Genomic DNA, 16,648 nt, shown 5'->3' with positions numbered 1-16,648 from the left:
ATATTATGACAAATGAACATCCAGTTGAAAATTTAATGAGAAGTACTATGGAAAACTTAAGAGATATGATAGATGTAAATACGGTTATAGGAGAAGCTGTAGAAACTAGAGATGGTAGCTACATAATTCCAATATCTAAAGTTACATTTGGTTTTGCTTCAGGTGGAAGCGAATTTGGTGCAGCTACTAAACAAAGTTCTCCAAATGAATCTAAACATCCATTTGGAGGTGGCTCAGGTGCTGGTGTTACAGTAAAACCTGTTGCTTTTTTAGTAGTTAGGGAGGATTCTGTTAGATTATTGCCTGTGAACCAAGATAATGCATGTGATAGAGTTGTAGATTCAATTCCTACTGTATTAGATATGTTTAAAAATTTTTTCAACGATATGTCTAAAAATAAAAATGGCAAGAAAAATAATGATAATTTAGAGTCAACTAATTGTAACACTTGTAATTCAAAAATTGATGAATGTGTTTGTGATGATTCTGACTCTTCATCTAATAATATTTACTAAAAAATCATAGTGCTTAAAAATAAAAAGTAGAGAGTGTAAAATAGTCTGTGTAAACTTCAGAAAATGATATAATAAATTATCAATTATGGAGGGAACACAGACTATGTCATTTTCAAAGGAAGAATTAATAAAAATATTAGCAAAGGATCCAAATATTAAAACAGCTGAAGATATTCAAAATGTTTTAAAAGACTTATTTGGAGGAATGCTTCAGCAAATGCTGGAAGCCGAATTAGATAATCATCTTGGATATGAGAAACATGATTACCAAAATAAAAACACAACTAATAGCCGTAATGGCAAGAGCCGAAAAACTATGAAATCCAATCTTGGCTACTTCGACTTAGATGTTCCAAGAGATAGAGAAGGTTCTTTTGAGCCTGAAATAGTAAAAAACATCAAACTGATGTTTCACATTTAGAAAGCTCAATAATTGGGATGTATGCTAAGGGAATTACTACAAGAGATATAGCATCACAAGTAAATGAAATATACGGAATGGACATATCACCAACATTAGTTTCTAATATAACAGATAAAGTAATTCCAATGATTAGAGAATGGCAAAGCCGTCCGTTGGAAACAGTATATCCTATAGTATTTATGGATGCTATTCACTTTAAAGTGAGAAAAGATAACACCGTTGTTTCGAAAGCAGCCTACGCTGCGATTGGAGTAAATATTGAAGGAAAAAAAGATGTTCTTGGTATATGAATAGGAGCATCAGAGTCATCAAAATATTGGTTGCTTGTTCTGAATGAGTTAAAAAATAGAGGCGTAAAAGATATACTAATTGCTTCAGTTGATGGGTTAGTAGGGTTTAACGAAGCCATTAGAGCTGTTTATCCGAACACTGAAATTCAAAGATGTATTATTCATCAAATAAGAAATTCAAGTAAATACTTATCTTATAAGGATTTAAAAGCTTTCAATGCAGATTTAAAACTAGTTTACACCGCTTCTACTGAGGAGGTCGCATTAGCGGAATTAGATAGATTAGAAGAAAAATGGGGAGAAAAATACTTAATAGCAGTAAGGTCTTGGAGAAATAACTGGAATGAGTTATCAACATTCTTTAAATATCCACCAGAGATTAGAAAAATAATATATACAACTAATGCAATGGAAAGTTATAATCGTCAACTGAGAAAAGTTACTAAAACTAAATCTATATTTCCGAATGATGAATCATTAATGAAGATTTTATACCTTGCTACCGTTGATATAACAAAGAAATGGACCCAATCAATACGAGGATGGGCTCAAATTTTAGCTCAACTATCAATCTTCTTCGAAGGTCGTTTAGACGACCAGTTGTTCTAAAAAATATTTAGTCTAACTCTTATTAAAGTGCAGATTATTATGTAAAATTTATCAATTAAAGAAAAATAAAGGTTGGATGTTGTATTAACCTTTCCAACCTTTAAAATAAAACTAAATTTTCTAAAGTTTACACAAAAATATTGACAGACTCAAATAAAAAGTACAGAAAATATCTGTACTTTTTATCATATATCTTTCATAGCCTTATTTAAAACCTCTATTGATTCTTCAATTTCATTTTCTCCATATAAGTCTATTGATGGTAATTCTTTTAATGTTTTAAGTCCAAACTGTCTTAAAAACTCCTCAGTTGTTCCAAATAATATAGGTCTACCTGGAACCTCCAATCTTCCAACTTCTTTTATAAGCTCTTTTTCTATTAACCTTTGAATTGCACTTTCAGATTTTACACCTCTAATTTCATCTATATCAATTCTGGTAATTGGCTGTTTGTAAGCTATAATAGCTAAACTTTCAAGTGAAGCTTGAGATAATGATTGACGTTTATTTTTCTTTAACAATTTTTGTATAACATCACTATTCTGCGCTTTTGTTACTAACTGATACTCTCCATTTATAGAAATTAATTTTATCCCCCTATGTTCTTCTTCATATTCAACTATCATCTCTTCTAATATTTTTTCTAAATCTTTTGCTGATACCTCTAGATGTGTACTTAAAGTTCTTAAACTTAAAGACTCACCACTTACAAACAATAGTGCTTCAATTGAAGATTTTATTCTTGCTTTTTTAGAAGCACCTTGAAATTCACATTGATTTATTTCTATATTATTCATTATGTCTCCTCTTTATCAATATATTATCAAAGCTATTATCCTGGTACACTCTTACCATTCTTAATTTTATAAGTTCTAATAAAGCTAAGAAAGTTACTACTGCTTCCATTTTACATTCACTTTCAGCTATAAACTCATTAAATTCTATTACTTTAATATTCTGTAGCTTTTCTAAAACATACTGTATCTTATCCTCTAATTTATATTTATCAACAAATATTCTTTTTTGTATTACACTTTCATTATTTCTTTTTAGTCTATATGTTTCTAATAAGTCATTATATAATTTATATAGATCTAATAAAGTAACATTCTTCAATAAATCCTCTGTTTTCACCTGTTCCTTCTTTTCCTCTATTAATTCTGGCATTTTAGTATACACATCCCCAGAACTAATATATCTCTCCCTAAAGAATTCGGATACATTTTTAAACTTTTTATATTCTATTAATTTAATCATAAGATTCTTTTCAATATCTTCTTCATTTTCCTCTTGAACTGCCACTTTAGGAAGTAGCTTTTTAGATTTTATTTCTATTAAAGTTGCTGCTACTACAATAAATTCAGATGTTATATCTAAATCCATTTCCTTCATTTCATCTAAATATCTTAAATATTGATTTGTTATTTTATATATTTCTATATTATAAATATCCATTTCATGCTTTTTTATTAAATGTAACAATAAATCGAAGGGTCCTTCAAAATCTGCTACCTTTATACTAGGCATTTCCATTAATTTACCACCCCCATATAAAAGATTACACTTATTTTTCACATATATTCTATAATATCAAGTTTACGAAAAAAGAACAAGAAAAAGCGAACCCTAACAAGGGTTCACTTTATTCTATATACCTTTTTTAAACATATTCTTCATATTGAACTTAAAGTTTTCAAAGAATCCGCCAACTTTAATATCTCTATCTGAATAAAGTTCTACTTCTCCTACTTTTTCTTCACCTAAGTAAACTTCACATTTACCTACAGCTTCTCCTTCTTTATATTCTTTTTTAATTTCATCCATGACTATTCTTTTTTCTAATTCACCATTGCTTCCTTTTGGCAATACAACTATTAAATCATCTTTAGCTTTTGCCATAAAGAATTTATCTGTTTGCTTACTTAAATAAACTGTTTCTACATCTTCATCTTTTAACACAAGTTTTTTACCTTCGTATTTTGAAAATCCATAATTTAAAAGCATTCCTGCATCTCTATTTCTAATTTTATAAGTTGGTGCTCCCATTATAACTGAAAGCATTCTAACACCACTTTTTGTAGCAGTTGCACTTATACAATATTTAGCCTCTTCTGTATACCCTGTTTTTAGTCCGTCACAACCTTCAAAAAATCTAACTAACTTATTATGGTTTACTAATTCAATAGGTGATTTACGACCTTCTGAAATAGTTTCCATATATGTACCTGAATATTTTAATATTTGAGGATGTTTTAATAATTCCATAGACATAATAGAAATATCTCTAGCAGTTGATTCATGCCCTTGAGCTGGTAACCCATTACAATTTTTAAAAGTTGTATTTGTCATTTCAAGCTCTTTAGCTTTTTTATTCATCATTTCTACGAAGGCTTCTTCTGTACCACCTAAATATTCAGCTAAAGCTACTGCTGCATCATTTCCTGATGCAATTGCAACACCTTTTAGCAATTCTTCTACGGTTCTTACTTCTCCTGTTTCAAGAAGCATTGTACTACCACCCATTTTTTTAGCATTTTCACTACATGTAACTTTATCTTGAAGTGTTATTTTTCCACTATCTACAGCTTCCATAGTTAATAGCATTGTCATTATTTTAGTAACTGATGCTGGTGCAAATTTTTCATCTATATTCTTTTCATAAATTATCTTTCCTGTTGTTGGTTCAATAAGTAAAGCTGATTTTGCTTCTACATTAATACCCTCATCATTAAAAACTTCCGTATCCCATTCCTTATACGTTTCCTCAACACCATCATCCATATTCTCTTGTTTTTCTTCAACATCATTATAATTTTTTTCATTTGCTTTTGTTGGTAAACTTGTTAAACAAAATAAACTTAAAGCAATAATAGAAATTCTTTTTATAAAAATTTTTTTCATTTTATATAGCCTCCCTTCAAGTTTATTGTTACCAAAAAAAATAAAAATATGATAAAAAGAAATAAATTTCTTTTTATCATATTTTTTTGATGTGAAAAAACTATTTTACTATATCGTAAATTAGTGGAATATTATTTTCAAATTTTTCTGTAATAACAAAGTTTTCTTTGATTTTCTTAGATGTTTTAGCTATGTTGTTTTCATCATTACTGTGAATATAAGCTAATACATCACCCTTATTAACTTTGTCTCCTCTTTTCTTGTTTAATACTATACCAACTGCTAAGTCTATTTCACTTTCCTTAGTTGCTCTACCAGCTCCAAGTTCCATAGCTATTAAACCAAATTCTTCAGCATGTATCTTTGATACAAATCCTTCTTCTTCACTCTTAACTTCTACTACGTATTTAGCTTTTGGAAGCTTTTCTACATCATCAACGTATGATGCATCTCCCCCTTGAGCTGCAACGAATTCTTTTAATTTAGCTAAACCTTTACCATTTTCAATGTTTTGCATAAGAAGTTTCTTACCTTCTTCAAAATCTTTAGCTATCTTACCACATACTAACATGTTACTTCCTAATGTTAATACTAATTCTAATAAATCTTTAGGACCGTTTCCTTTTAATAATTCTATAGCTTCTTTTACTTCTAGAGCATTACCAATAGCAAATCCTAAAGGTTGATCCATATCTGAAATTACACCGATTGTTTCTCTTCCACAGTGTGTTCCAATATCAACCATTGCTTGTGCAAGTGCCTTAGCATCTTCTGGAGTCTTCATAAAAGCTCCTTCTCCAACTTTAACATCTAAAACTATAGCATTTGATCCTGAAGCTATTTTTTTACTCATAATACTTGCAGCTATTAATGAACGATTATCAACTGTTGCAGTAACATCTCTTAAAGCATATATTTTTTTATCTGCTGGTGTTATGTTTCCAGTTTGACCCATAATAGCTATTCCAATATCATTTGAGTTATTTATAAATTGTTCTTCTGTTAATTCTACTGTAAATCCTGGGAATGATTCTAATTTATCTATAGTTCCACCAGTGTGTCCAAGACCTCTACCTGACATTTTTGAAACTGGAGCTCCTAAAGATGCAACTAATGGAGTTAAACATATACTTGTTTTATCTCCAACACCACCTGTTGAATGTTTGTCAACCTTAACTCCTTTAATTGAACTTAAATCTATTTCATCACCTGATCTAACCATTGCCATTGTTAAATCAGCAGTTTCTCTTTTATTCATTTTATTAAAGAAAATTGCCATTAATAAAGCTGAAGCTTGATAATCTGGAATTTCACCCTTTGTATATCCATTTACAAAGAATTCTATTTCTTCTTTAGTTAATTCTTCTCCCATTCTTTTCTTTAAAATAACGTCGTACATTCTCATTTTATTGTCCTCCTAAATTTATCCCCTAAATAATTTTTTTTATTTTATAAAATTTCTTTTAAAAAACTACTTCCATCTATATCGTTTTCTATATTAAAATAATCTAATATCGTTTTACCAATATCAGTAAATCCAGTTTTAGTTCCTAAATTTACTGGTTTTATATTTTTTCCATATATTAAAACTGGAATATATTCTCTTGAGTGATCTGTGCTTGAAGTTGTTGGGTCACAACCATGGTCTGCTGTTAGTATTAAAATATCTTCATCTGTCATCTTTGAATATATTTCATTTAATCTTCCATCTAAATCTTCAATTGCTTTACCATAACCCTTTGGATCATTTCTATGTCCATATAACATATCAAAATCTACTAAGTTAGTAAATATTAATCCTTCTTTTACAGTATCCATATATTTAAGTGTTACATCTACACCATCCATGTTATTTTTTGTATGAATAGCATCTGTAACTCCCTTTTGATTGTATATATCTTCAATTTTACCTACTGCTGCTACTTCTTTTCCATTTTCTTTTAAATATTCTAACATAGTCTTTGAGAATGGATCTAAAGCATAGTCTCTTCTATTTGGAGTTCTTTTATATTCCCCTGATTTCCCTACAAATGGTCTTGCTATAACTCTACCAACCGCATGTTCTCCAACAAGCATTTCTCTTGCTATTTGGCACATTTTATAAAGTTCTTCTAATGGAATAACATCTTCATGTGCTGCAATTTGAAAAACTGAATCAGCTGAAGTATAAATTATTGGATAACCTGTTTTAACATGTTCATCTCCTAATTCTTCAATTATTGCTGTACCTGATGCAACACAGTTTCCTAGAATTCCTTTTTTGTTTACTTTAGCTAAGAATTCATTAATTATTTCATCTGAGAATCCATTTGGATAAGTATTTAAAGGTTTCTCTAAAATAACTCCTCCAATTTCCCAGTGACCTGTAACTGTATCCTTTCCCTTTGATCTCTCCATTAGTCTTCCGTAAGCACCAGTTGTCTTATCTACTTTTTTAAGTTCTGTAACGCCTTCGATGTTACCAAAGCCTAGATTTTCAAGATTAGGTATATTTAATCCCCCACAAGCTTTATAAACATGGTCTAAAGTATGACTTCCTGCGTCTCCGTAAAGGTCTGCATCTGGTAATGCGCCAACACCTAAACTATCCATAACTACTAAAATTGCTCTTTTCATTAAACTAACTCCTTTCATTTTATAAAGCCCCTAAATTATATATTTATTATGCTCTAGGATGGGAATTTTTATAAACTAAGTTTATTTTATCGTTGTTTATTATTTCATAGTAAGTATCCATATAAGTAAGAACTTGATTTCCTAACAGTTTTTGAACAGCTCTAACATTTGCCCCATTTTGAAGTAAATGCACAGCAAAAGAATGTCTAAAAGTATTTAAATTAACTTCTTTTTTTATTCCTGCTTTATGAGAATATTCTTTAACTATTCTCCATACTCCTTGCCTTGTTAGCTGATTCCCATTTAAATTAACAAAAAGATTGTCCACTCCAGCTGAAGCAATTTGATCTCTAATTTTAAAGTAATCTTTTAAAGCTTCTAGTGCACTTCTTCCAATAGGAATTAATCTTTCGTAATTTTTATTATCATGACATTTAACAAATGATAAATCTAAATTAACATCCCATACTTTTAACCCAATTATTTCAGAAACTTTCATTCCAGTAGCATACATTAATTCAAGTAATGCATTATCTCTTGTTCCTTTATTGCAATCCTTATCAACAATCTTTATGATTCTGTCAATTTCCTCTACAGTAAGAATTTCTGGCAACTTCTTTGCTGTAGCTGTACTTTTATAATAGATTTTAGGAATTTCCTTAACTACTTTTTGATCTTTTAAATAATTATAAAAACTTCTTAAGCTTATAACTATTCTATTAATTGATCTTTCTGATTTTCCTTGGCTTAGTAAGTACTGAATATAACCTAAAACTGATACATTATCAGTTTCATTTATGTCTATATTTTTATTGTTTAAATACTTAACATATAGATTAACATCTGTTACATAGGCATAAACTGTATTCTCGCTCTTATGACTTTTTAATAAAGATTCCCTATACTCATTTACTATCTCTTTCATAACTCTCCCCTATCCTAATTATTATTATTCGACAAAAAAATTTAATTCCCTTTTTTTATTTTCATTTGTTTATACAATTTTATAAACTTTTGCAACTATTATTTTAATTAAACTTGGAGAAATGTATGTTTCAACAATAGCTCCAATTACAAAGATGCTAATAAAAATGCTAAGTTTCATTAATAATTGGTTTGTTACTATTCTATTAACTTTATTTCCATTAAAGAAGTGTTCTTTTAATTTTCTTGAAGAAATTTCTAATGAAATTATACTTATACCTATAAAAAATGGTATATATAAAATATTTTGTGGCAAAGTAGATGCTAATGCTATCCATATTCCTTTACCCTCAAAAGTAGTTAACAAAAAACTAAAAGTATACCCTAAAGTAAATCCTTTTATTAAATCAATTATTAATATAAATGGTGTTCCAAACACAGTAAAACCAAGAGCTAATATTATTATTATTAACAACAAATTTTTCTTTAAGATATCAAAAATCAATGTAGCTTTATCTATTGGTTTTTCTCCTAAACTTGTTATAAAGCTTGTAAAATAACTTGATAAATCTTTTGCATCGCCTCCACTCATATACCTGACTACATAAGATCCTAGGATAATACCAACAAAGAAAAATATTAGTACTAATATGTATAGCACTTTATTTTCTTTTAAATTTGAATTTAATCTGCTTATTATATTCATTCTATATCCTCCTCAATAGTTGCTATAAAACATATTATGATTTTAAAATCCGTATTATTCATAATTGAATATATGTAACATCTATTTTTTCTTTTATCATAAAATTTCAAATAAAAAAGGCATGTAATTTAGCTTTTAAAATTACATACCTTTTATCTTATAAATATGCTAAAACACTTATAGTTTTAGTATCTATAATTTCTCCTGATTTAATTTTCTCCTTAACTTCTTCTAAAGACATAACAACTAATTCTGTAAATTCATCTTCGTCACAATTTTTCTTACCTTTAATTAACCCAGTAGCTTTATACAAATAAATTATTTCATCACAAAAACCTGGAGCTGTTGCAATCTTTCCTAAATAACTAATTTCCTTAGCAATATAACCTGTTTCCTCTTCTAATTCTCTAATAGCACACTTCTTGGGTTCTTCTCCTTTATCAAGTTTACCTGCTGGTATTTCTATTAAAGTTTTTTCTAATGGCTTTCTAAATTGTTTTACTAATATAACTTTTTCATCATCTAAAAATGGTAATATAGCACATGCTCCTGGATGTTTTAATATATCCCTATTTCCTAATTTTCCGTTAGGTAATTCGACATCAACATTAACAAAAGTCATAAAGTTGCCTTTATGTATTATTCTTTCTTTTAAAGTTTTCTCATTTAAATTCATAAAATATCCCCTTAATTTATATTTTCTATCTTTCCTATAATATTTTCTACCATATATTTTGCACCCTCAATTTCAACTTTATTATCTAAAATTCTAATTATTAAATCCAATTTAATCATAGTAGCTACAAAATCCATCTTTATTTTTATTATCTTTTCAGAATTAACTTCAAATTTTAATTTATTTCTTTTCAAAATTTTTATCAGGGTATTTTCATCAATTTTAAAAGGTATTGTAGCTATAACTTTCTTATTACTTAAATTCCATAGTTGTCCATAAATAATTGAAAAGAACACTATATAAATCCAACTCATAACCTGCTTTTTAAATAAAAAAATTGAAACTAAATTTAATATTATAAGCATTGTTAATATTAAAGTACAGTTCATAAAAATTGTTTTAATCCCATTTTCAACCTTAGTATATTTTGCATCAACACTATATCTCATAAAAACTCCTCCTGTCTAAATATAATTTTACACTAATTTTCTTAACTCTTCTATATTATATAATTATTAAATTAAAATAAAAAATAACATATAAAAACACCCATTTTTATGTGTTATTTTTAAGTTTATTATTAAGATTTATTATTTGAAAAACTTACTTGATTTATCTTTATATTCCTTAGTTACATCTAAGATTCCATATCATATTTAAAAGCTACATAAATAAACTATTTTATACTGTAAAAAATATCCTGTTGTCAATAATATTTTTTCAGAGTATAATTAAATTACGAAGTTAACTATTCTCCAAGTGGGATGATTGTTGATAACGGTTTATAAAACATATTAAGTTTTGTGTAGTGCCTACTGGTCATAGGTGCTATTTTTTTTATTGCAATTTTACTTAGCAATAATAAAAAAGTCAAGAAAAGATGTAATTAGTAAAGATCAAGTTTGTGTATCCACAACGATTCATGAAAAAGGTAATTTAATAATATTAATTAAGTCTTTTCTTTATAAATATATGTATCTAATTTTTAAATTAGATTTATAATCTTTTTATAGTTTTAGACGCTAATCCTTTCAAACTACAGAATCTTGTAGTATACCTTGTATAAACTTTGACTTTTCGGTAATTCTTATCATAAAAAAACATCTTCTATTTATCGATTTTTTAATCAATAAATAAAAGATGTTAATTGTAAATTTAAAAATATATTTATAGATATAAATTAAAAATTCTATAGCTATTTTCATGATATTTATAGCCATCTATTTCCTAACTTTGGCTCTATTACTAGCTTTAAGATACTTTATTCTTAAGTCTTAGCTTATCTGCTATAATTGCTATGAATTCTGAATTTGTAGGCTTACCTTTGTCATTGTGGATAGTATATCCAAATAGTTTATTTATAGCTTCTATTTGTCCTCTACCCCAAGCCACTTCTATAGCGTGTCTTATAGCTCTTTCTACTCTTGATGCAGTTGTATTATACTTCTTTGCTATTGATGGATATAACTCCTTAGTAACAGCTGAAAGTAATTCCATATCATTTACAACCATTGTTATTGCTTCTCTTAAATACATATACCCTTTAATGTGTGCTGGAACTCCAATTTCATGAATTATGTTTGTAATCTCTGTTTCTAAATCAACAGGACCTTTAGCTTGCATAGGTGCTTCTGTTTCTACAACTGTTGTAGCCCTTCTAACTGCTTCTGTAGGAACACCATTAAACATTTCTCTAATTCTCTTAGTAAACACATCCATATCAAATGGCTTTACCACATAATAATCAGCTCCTAAAGTAATAGCTCTTTGTGTAATTTTATCTTGACCTACAGCTGATAATACTATTATTCTTGGCATTTTTTCTAAATTCATTGTGTTTAACTTTTCTAATACTCCAAGTCCATCTAAATGAGGCATTATTATATCTAAAACCACTAAATCTGGTTTCTTTTCCTCTATTAATGCTAAAGCTTCCCTTCCATCTTTAGCAACGCCTGTTACTACAATATCTCTTTGATTTAATAGATAATCATTTAAGATACTACAGAATTCTTTGTTATCATCAGCAATTAATACTGATATTTTTGTTCCATTCATGTTCTTCTCCCCTTATTCCCATTTTATTCCAATCTTATATATTTATTATTCTACTAAAGTTGAAATTTTCCTTCTATCTTTTAAATTTTTTTGTGAATTCGAGTAAAAACTTTAGCGACTTTTAAGAATTATTCTAAATATCGTATAAAAAGAATAATTTAACAACATTATATCATAACTCTCTAATGATTGATAGTTTTTTTACAATTTCTTGAAGGAAATATTATGAAACTTATTAATAAAATAAGTTTTATTGTGTTTTTTGGTAGTTATAATAATTATATGTAAGTTTTTAAAAATTTATTTCATCTAATTAATATTCAACTTTAATAATATTTATTAATATAGAAATAAAACACCAATGTTATATTATTAAAAATTAAGGTGTACCATTTATCAATAACATTAAAAGTAACCTTTTGTTGCTCTAACTTTAAAACTTTCTCCAATTTTGAAAGTATTTTTTATTACCATTTAAAATCAATTGATCAAACATTACTATAACTAGAAAAAAGTAAATGTACTATCTGTATCCCTATTATTACTATTAAGCATAGATAAATTATTATCTATTTGTTTTAAAGTATATTTTTTAATTCTCACTTCTTTAAGTTTAGTCATAGCTTTTCCACTTTGAATACGTTCTATACTCATAGATTTTTCAAATTCTTAAAAATCTAATAAATTAGTTATGGTTAATTTCCCCATTGGAGTATTTTCTATTAATCTCATATTTAATATATGTATTTTCACACTCCTTACAGGAAAATATCTATATATTGTAATCTTTCCTTTGTTGTTCTTTAAATTCTATCTAGTTTAATAACAAATAAAATATAATTTTTTCTAATATGCTTAAAACTTCATTAAACACAATTTTTCTTAGTTCTTAAAACTATGGTTTAGTTCTATTTAAACATACACATTTCTAATAAAATTTCTTAACGTTGGTTTTGTGGTAAATATTACCACTACTCTTAATAGTGTTCCTATCAACATTAGTTATTTTATGAATCTCCTTTAGAATGAATTATCTCTAACATTATATAGAATAATATTTTGTCTTTCTATAAATGTAATCATATTATACAAATATTCGCTCCTAAATAGTATGTGTATAAATATTATATAGAATTCTAGATGTAAGAATTTATAATTATTTTATTGTATACTTATAGTCTGTGTTAAACACCCTTATTATCCTAATGAGGCTATATATACTTATTCTATATAATTACTCCCTCAATAGTATAAATTATACTATTGAAAATTATCTTCTCATATTGAACTATAAAAAGAAAATGCTATTATCTTATTTTAAGATAATAGCATTTCAGACTGCTGACAAAGTGTCAGCAGTCTTTAATTTTATACAAATATGTAATATAATTTAAAATATATTAATTTATTACATAGAGGTTTTGGTGATGATAAACGAAAGAAGACAAGCGCAAAATGAAATGGAAGTGGTTATGCTAGAACAATTAGTTCCGAAAGACCATTTATTAAGAAAAATTGATAAATACATAGATTTTTCATTTATTAGAGAGTTAACTAATGATTTGTATTGCCATACAAATGGTCGACCAGCTGTTGATCCAGTAGTACTATTTAAAATGTTATTTATAGGATATCTTTATGGCATCCGCTCCGAAAGGCAACTAGTTAAAGACATAGAAGTAAACTTAGCATATAGATGGTTTTTAGGTTATTCAATTACTGAAAAAATTCCAGATTCATCTACAATAAGTCAAAATAGAATTAGAAGATTTAAAGGTACTGATATTCCACAAAAAATATTTGATAATATAGTTCTTCAAGCTATGGAAAAAGGATTAGTTGGTGGTAAGATTCTTTACTCTGATTCAACACATATAAAAGCTAATGCTAATAAGCGTAAGTTTGAAAAAATTGAAGTACAAGTAACACCTAAAGAGTATATAGAACAACTAGATATTGATGTGAATTTAGATAGAGAAAATCATAATAAAAAACCTTTAAAACCAAGAAAAGAAAAAGAAGAAACAAAGCAAATTAAGAAAAGTACTACAGATCCTGATAGTGGATATATGATGAGAGATAATAAACCAGAAGGATTCTTTTATTTAGATCATAGAACTGTAGATAGTAAAAATAATATTATTATGGATGTACATGTTACCCCTGGTAATGTCAGCGATAGCGAGCCAATACTAAATAGAATAGATAGAATTAAAGAAGTATTTAGTATAAAGCCAAAATATCTTGGTTTAGATGCAGGATATTCAAGTAATCCTATTTTCAAGGGGATTGTAGATAGAGATATAACACCAGTAGTTGCATATAGACGTTCTCCTCATAAAAAAGGAATGTATACTAAGAATAAATATATTTATGACTATGATAAAGATATCTATATTTGCCCCAATAATGTTGCGTTAATATATAAAACTACGACTCGCGAAGGCTATAGAGAATATAGATGTTTTGAAGAAATTTGTATGTATTGCCCTCATAAAGATAAGTGTCTTGGAGAAAAAGCTAAATATAAAACAATTAGACGACATGTTTGGGAAAATCATAAAGATGATAATAAGAACTTTCTTAAAACTGAAAAAGGAAAGGGAATTTACAATAGAAGAAAAGAAACAGTTGAGCGAAGCTTCGCAGATTCAAAAAATTTGCATGGGCTTCGCTATGCTCGCTTCCGCGGACGCGAAAAAGTATCCGAGCAATGCCTACTAACTGCAGCAGTGCAGAATATGAAAAAGATAGCAACAAGACTATCTTTGCTACTTTTAGATTTTATTCGTATTATTTTGGATGATATTTTAAATATAAGTTTTATTCATAATTAATAATAGAAAAACCCTCTGTTTTTTAACAGAGGTTTTTCAACAAACTGAAATGCTATTATCTTATTTTAAGATAATAGCATTTAATATATCAAAATAATTACAACATATTATCAATTTACATAGTCTAAAATAAGTAAACATACTTTTGATTATCCCTCCTATATATGTTATTATTTAGTTGAAAATGAAATATTTTGAAATTAGGAGGGTATGGAAATTATAAAAAAAACAAATTTAAGTTAATTGGAGCAGTAGCTAGTACCTTTATCTTACTATCTAATGCGTCACCTACATTTGCCTCATCATATGAATATGATTTTATTGAGGGTTATCAAATACTAGGTACCACAACAAGAGGAAAATCAGGATCTGATTACTATGGTGGAGCAAGAACAACAGTCTCTACAAACTCAATTCTAACCAAAACATCAGTTGGAGCACAATTTGGTGATGGATATAAATCAAATTATTCAGACTATTATTATGGTTCGTCTTACATTCAAGTAACTTCTAGACGTGGTCTTCCCAGTAGTGTAAAAGGCACTCACTGGGCTAAAGGATTTAATAAAACTGTGAACTTTATTTCAAACATCAATTAATTTTTATTTATAAAAGAGCAAGATAATATTAACTTGCTCTTTTATGAATGGAGGAAAAATGAGGAAAAAAATTTTTTTAAGTTGTATAATTATATGTTGTATAAGTTTTTGTTTTAGTTGTACTTCTAATACAAATACCTTAACAGATGAATCTAAAGAAAAAATTACAGAAATAGTAATTGCACGTTTTACTAATATTGCTAATGATGATTCAATAAATAAATTCAATAAAATTTTAAAAGATAATAATATACCTTATAGTTTAAAGTTTATTCAATATGCAAAGACAAATGAAGATGGGACTATAACTAATTATAAACCTGGTACTTATATGGAAAGTGTAGAAAAAGATAAAAATAAAATAGACCTTTTTGTTACTAATAATGCTTTTGAAACTGACTTTGATTACCTAGATATGATAAAAAGAGATTTAGCAGAACCATTGGATAATTTTCTTAAAAATGATGGTATAGCTATATATAATAGTATTCCAGAAGAAAGTTGGAATAGTATTAGAATAAATAATAATTTATATTCACTTCCAATGTATATTGGCATTGATTTACATAAAAAAGGCGATATATATTATGGAATAAAGAGGATATATGCTGATAAATATGGCATAGATATATCAACATGGGGATCTGATTTTTGGAATCATAAAGATGAATTGGATAAAATTATTCAAGGTGAGAAAGAAAATAAGTCATTTTCTTTATTTAGTCCTTCATTAATATCTTATATTGTTGAATATTATCCTGGATATACCCCAGTTGTATCAGTAAAATCAGATATCCATCCATATGTATATGATGAAAAAAATAAAGAGATTATAAATATATATGAATCAGAACCAATTTTGAAAATAAACACTTACTTTAGAGAATTTTATAATAATAATAATGATATAACTTATGCATATAATGATTCTGAAAATGAGAATGTATTTACATTAATAAATACAAATGATAGTTATTACATCAAAAAAGCCGAAAGTTATTTACAAAAAGATTCTATTTATGATATTGCTATATGTAAAGCAAGTGAAAAGAAGAATGAAGTATATGATTTTTTAAATATTATATATACAGATAAAAATATAATACAGGCAATAGAAGATTGCTTTGGAACAAATGGTATAGTCATAGGAAATGGATTTTATGATAAGTATTCATTTAATAACTCCGATATCAATGATATTAAAAATGGATATTCTGAACTAAATAAATCTGATATTTATGGGTTTGTTTTTGATCCTGTTAACGTTAGCAAGGAGATGAGTGATATTGCATGTTATCTATATGAAAAGTATAGACTTTCTACAATTCCTTCTATTAAAAATATTAACTTAGATGAAGATAATAAAGTTTTGCATCAACTTGGCATTGATAAGGTTTTAGATGAGATGAATAGACAAATAAATGAATTTAAAAATAACATTAATAACTAAAAGTGAAAATATTTACTTTGATAAAAAAATAATATATATAACA

14 protein-coding genes and 2 pseudogenes are annotated in these 16,648 nt (G+C 27.2%); 5 read left to right on the top strand and 11 right to left on the bottom strand.

The window, feature by feature from the left end:
- The first annotated feature begins 5 nt into the window (after window positions 1-5).
- Window positions 6-515: a GerW family sporulation protein gene (gene ytfJ / locus CP523_RS15210; RefSeq protein ID WP_066678591.1), complete on the top strand. Its 510-nt coding sequence runs from the start codon at window positions 6-8 to the stop codon at window positions 513-515.
- 103 nt (window positions 516-618) lie between these two features.
- Window positions 619-1,838: pseudogene (locus CP523_RS15205) on the top strand (IS256 family transposase).
- A 185-nt stretch (window positions 1,839-2,023) separates the two neighbouring features.
- On the opposite strand, the gene scpB reads toward CP523_RS15205, so the two are convergent.
- From scpB to CP523_RS16095, 11 genes are all read right to left on the bottom strand, one after another.
- The gene (gene scpB / locus CP523_RS15200) at window positions 2,024-2,635 is read right to left on the bottom strand and encodes an SMC-Scp complex subunit ScpB (RefSeq protein WP_066678999.1); all 612 of its coding nucleotides are present in this window, start codon (window positions 2,633-2,635) and stop codon (window positions 2,024-2,026) included.
- Window positions 2,628-3,371 carry a segregation/condensation protein A gene (locus CP523_RS15195; RefSeq protein WP_066679000.1) on the bottom strand — a complete coding sequence of 248 codons (744 nt, stop codon included), beginning with the start codon at window positions 3,369-3,371 and terminating at the stop codon, window positions 2,628-2,630. The genes scpB and CP523_RS15195 overlap by 8 nt, the downstream gene beginning before the upstream one ends.
- Before the next feature lie 114 nt (window positions 3,372-3,485).
- A complete protein-coding gene (locus CP523_RS15190; protein ID WP_083089640.1) occupies window positions 3,486-4,739 on the bottom strand; it encodes a D-alanyl-D-alanine carboxypeptidase family protein in 1,254 nt (417 codons plus the stop codon).
- A gap of 100 nt (window positions 4,740-4,839) precedes the next feature.
- Window positions 4,840-6,144, bottom strand: coding sequence for a pyrimidine-nucleoside phosphorylase (locus tag CP523_RS15185; protein ID WP_066679001.1), 1,305 nt, complete (start codon window positions 6,142-6,144; stop codon window positions 4,840-4,842).
- Between the two features lie 44 nt (window positions 6,145-6,188).
- On the bottom strand, window positions 6,189-7,355 hold the full coding sequence (locus CP523_RS15180) for a phosphopentomutase (RefSeq protein ID WP_066679015.1): 1,167 nt from the start codon (window positions 7,353-7,355) through the stop codon (window positions 6,189-6,191).
- Between the two features lie 46 nt (window positions 7,356-7,401).
- Complete coding sequence (locus CP523_RS15175; RefSeq protein WP_066679003.1) at window positions 7,402-8,280, bottom strand: tyrosine-type recombinase/integrase; 879 nt, start codon at window positions 8,278-8,280, stop codon at window positions 7,402-7,404.
- A 69-nt stretch (window positions 8,281-8,349) separates the two neighbouring features.
- A complete protein-coding gene (gene spoIIM, locus CP523_RS15170; protein ID WP_066679005.1) occupies window positions 8,350-8,985 on the bottom strand; it encodes a stage II sporulation protein M in 636 nt (211 codons plus the stop codon).
- Window positions 8,986-9,142: 157 nt separating this feature from the next.
- Window positions 9,143-9,661, bottom strand: coding sequence for an NUDIX domain-containing protein (locus tag CP523_RS15165; protein WP_066679007.1), 519 nt, complete (start codon window positions 9,659-9,661; stop codon window positions 9,143-9,145).
- A gap of 11 nt (window positions 9,662-9,672) precedes the next feature.
- Window positions 9,673-10,110 carry a hypothetical protein gene (locus CP523_RS15160; RefSeq protein WP_066679009.1) on the bottom strand — a complete coding sequence of 146 codons (438 nt, stop codon included), beginning with the start codon at window positions 10,108-10,110 and terminating at the stop codon, window positions 9,673-9,675.
- 802 nt (window positions 10,111-10,912) lie between these two features.
- Complete coding sequence (gene spo0A, locus CP523_RS15155) at window positions 10,913-11,719, bottom strand: sporulation transcription factor Spo0A (protein WP_066679010.1); 807 nt, start codon at window positions 11,717-11,719, stop codon at window positions 10,913-10,915.
- 504 nt (window positions 11,720-12,223) lie between these two features.
- On the bottom strand, window positions 12,224-12,373 hold the full coding sequence (locus tag CP523_RS16095) for a hypothetical protein (protein ID WP_162926005.1): 150 nt from the start codon (window positions 12,371-12,373) through the stop codon (window positions 12,224-12,226).
- Window positions 12,374-13,146: 773 nt separating this feature from the next.
- Here CP523_RS16095 and CP523_RS15150 point away from each other — a divergent pair.
- The 3 genes and pseudogenes from CP523_RS15150 to CP523_RS15140 all read left to right on the top strand — a co-directional run.
- Window positions 13,147-14,487 (top strand): annotated as a pseudogene (locus tag CP523_RS15150) (IS1182 family transposase); the annotation flags it as partial.
- Between the two features lie 263 nt (window positions 14,488-14,750).
- The gene (locus CP523_RS15145) at window positions 14,751-15,155 is read left to right on the top strand and encodes a hypothetical protein (RefSeq protein WP_066676000.1); all 405 of its coding nucleotides are present in this window, start codon (window positions 14,751-14,753) and stop codon (window positions 15,153-15,155) included.
- 58 nt (window positions 15,156-15,213) lie between these two features.
- Window positions 15,214-16,605, top strand: coding sequence for a DUF3502 domain-containing protein (locus CP523_RS15140; protein ID WP_066676002.1), 1,392 nt, complete (start codon window positions 15,214-15,216; stop codon window positions 16,603-16,605).
- Window positions 16,606-16,648: the final 43 nt, after the last annotated feature.

This window comes from Clostridium septicum (genome assembly GCF_003606265.1).
Classification (GTDB): Bacteria; Bacillota; Clostridia; order Clostridiales; family Clostridiaceae; genus Clostridium; species Clostridium septicum.
Note: the sequence above shows the minus strand (reverse complement) of the source record. Positions and strands in the feature narration are given on the sequence as shown.

Bases quoted from the DNA above. Each gene is read 5' to 3' on its own strand.
- ytfJ (WP_066678591.1), top strand. From the start codon at position 6: ATGACAAATGAACATCCAGTTGAAAATTTAATGAGAAGTACTATGGAA.
- scpB (WP_066678999.1), bottom strand. From the start codon at position 2,635: ATGAATAATATAGAAATAAATCAATGTGAATTTCAAGGTGCTTCTAAA.
- CP523_RS15195 (WP_066679000.1), bottom strand. From the start codon at position 3,371: ATGGAAATGCCTAGTATAAAGGTAGCAGATTTTGAAGGACCCTTCGAT.
- CP523_RS15190 (WP_083089640.1), bottom strand. From the start codon at position 4,739: ATGAAAAAAATTTTTATAAAAAGAATTTCTATTATTGCTTTAAGTTTA.
- CP523_RS15185 (WP_066679001.1), bottom strand. From the start codon at position 6,144: ATGAGAATGTACGACGTTATTTTAAAGAAAAGAATGGGAGAAGAATTA.
- CP523_RS15180 (WP_066679015.1), bottom strand. From the start codon at position 7,355: ATGAAAAGAGCAATTTTAGTAGTTATGGATAGTTTAGGTGTTGGCGCA.
- CP523_RS15175 (WP_066679003.1), bottom strand. From the start codon at position 8,280: ATGAAAGAGATAGTAAATGAGTATAGGGAATCTTTATTAAAAAGTCAT.
- spoIIM (WP_066679005.1), bottom strand. From the start codon at position 8,985: ATGAATATAATAAGCAGATTAAATTCAAATTTAAAAGAAAATAAAGTG.
- CP523_RS15165 (WP_066679007.1), bottom strand. From the start codon at position 9,661: ATGAATTTAAATGAGAAAACTTTAAAAGAAAGAATAATACATAAAGGC.
- CP523_RS15160 (WP_066679009.1), bottom strand. From the start codon at position 10,110: ATGAGATATAGTGTTGATGCAAAATATACTAAGGTTGAAAATGGGATT.
- spo0A (WP_066679010.1), bottom strand. From the start codon at position 11,719: ATGAATGGAACAAAAATATCAGTATTAATTGCTGATGATAACAAAGAA.
- CP523_RS16095 (WP_162926005.1), bottom strand. From the start codon at position 12,373: ATGAGTATAGAACGTATTCAAAGTGGAAAAGCTATGACTAAACTTAAA.
- CP523_RS15140 (WP_066676002.1), top strand. From the start codon at position 15,214: ATGAGGAAAAAAATTTTTTTAAGTTGTATAATTATATGTTGTATAAGT.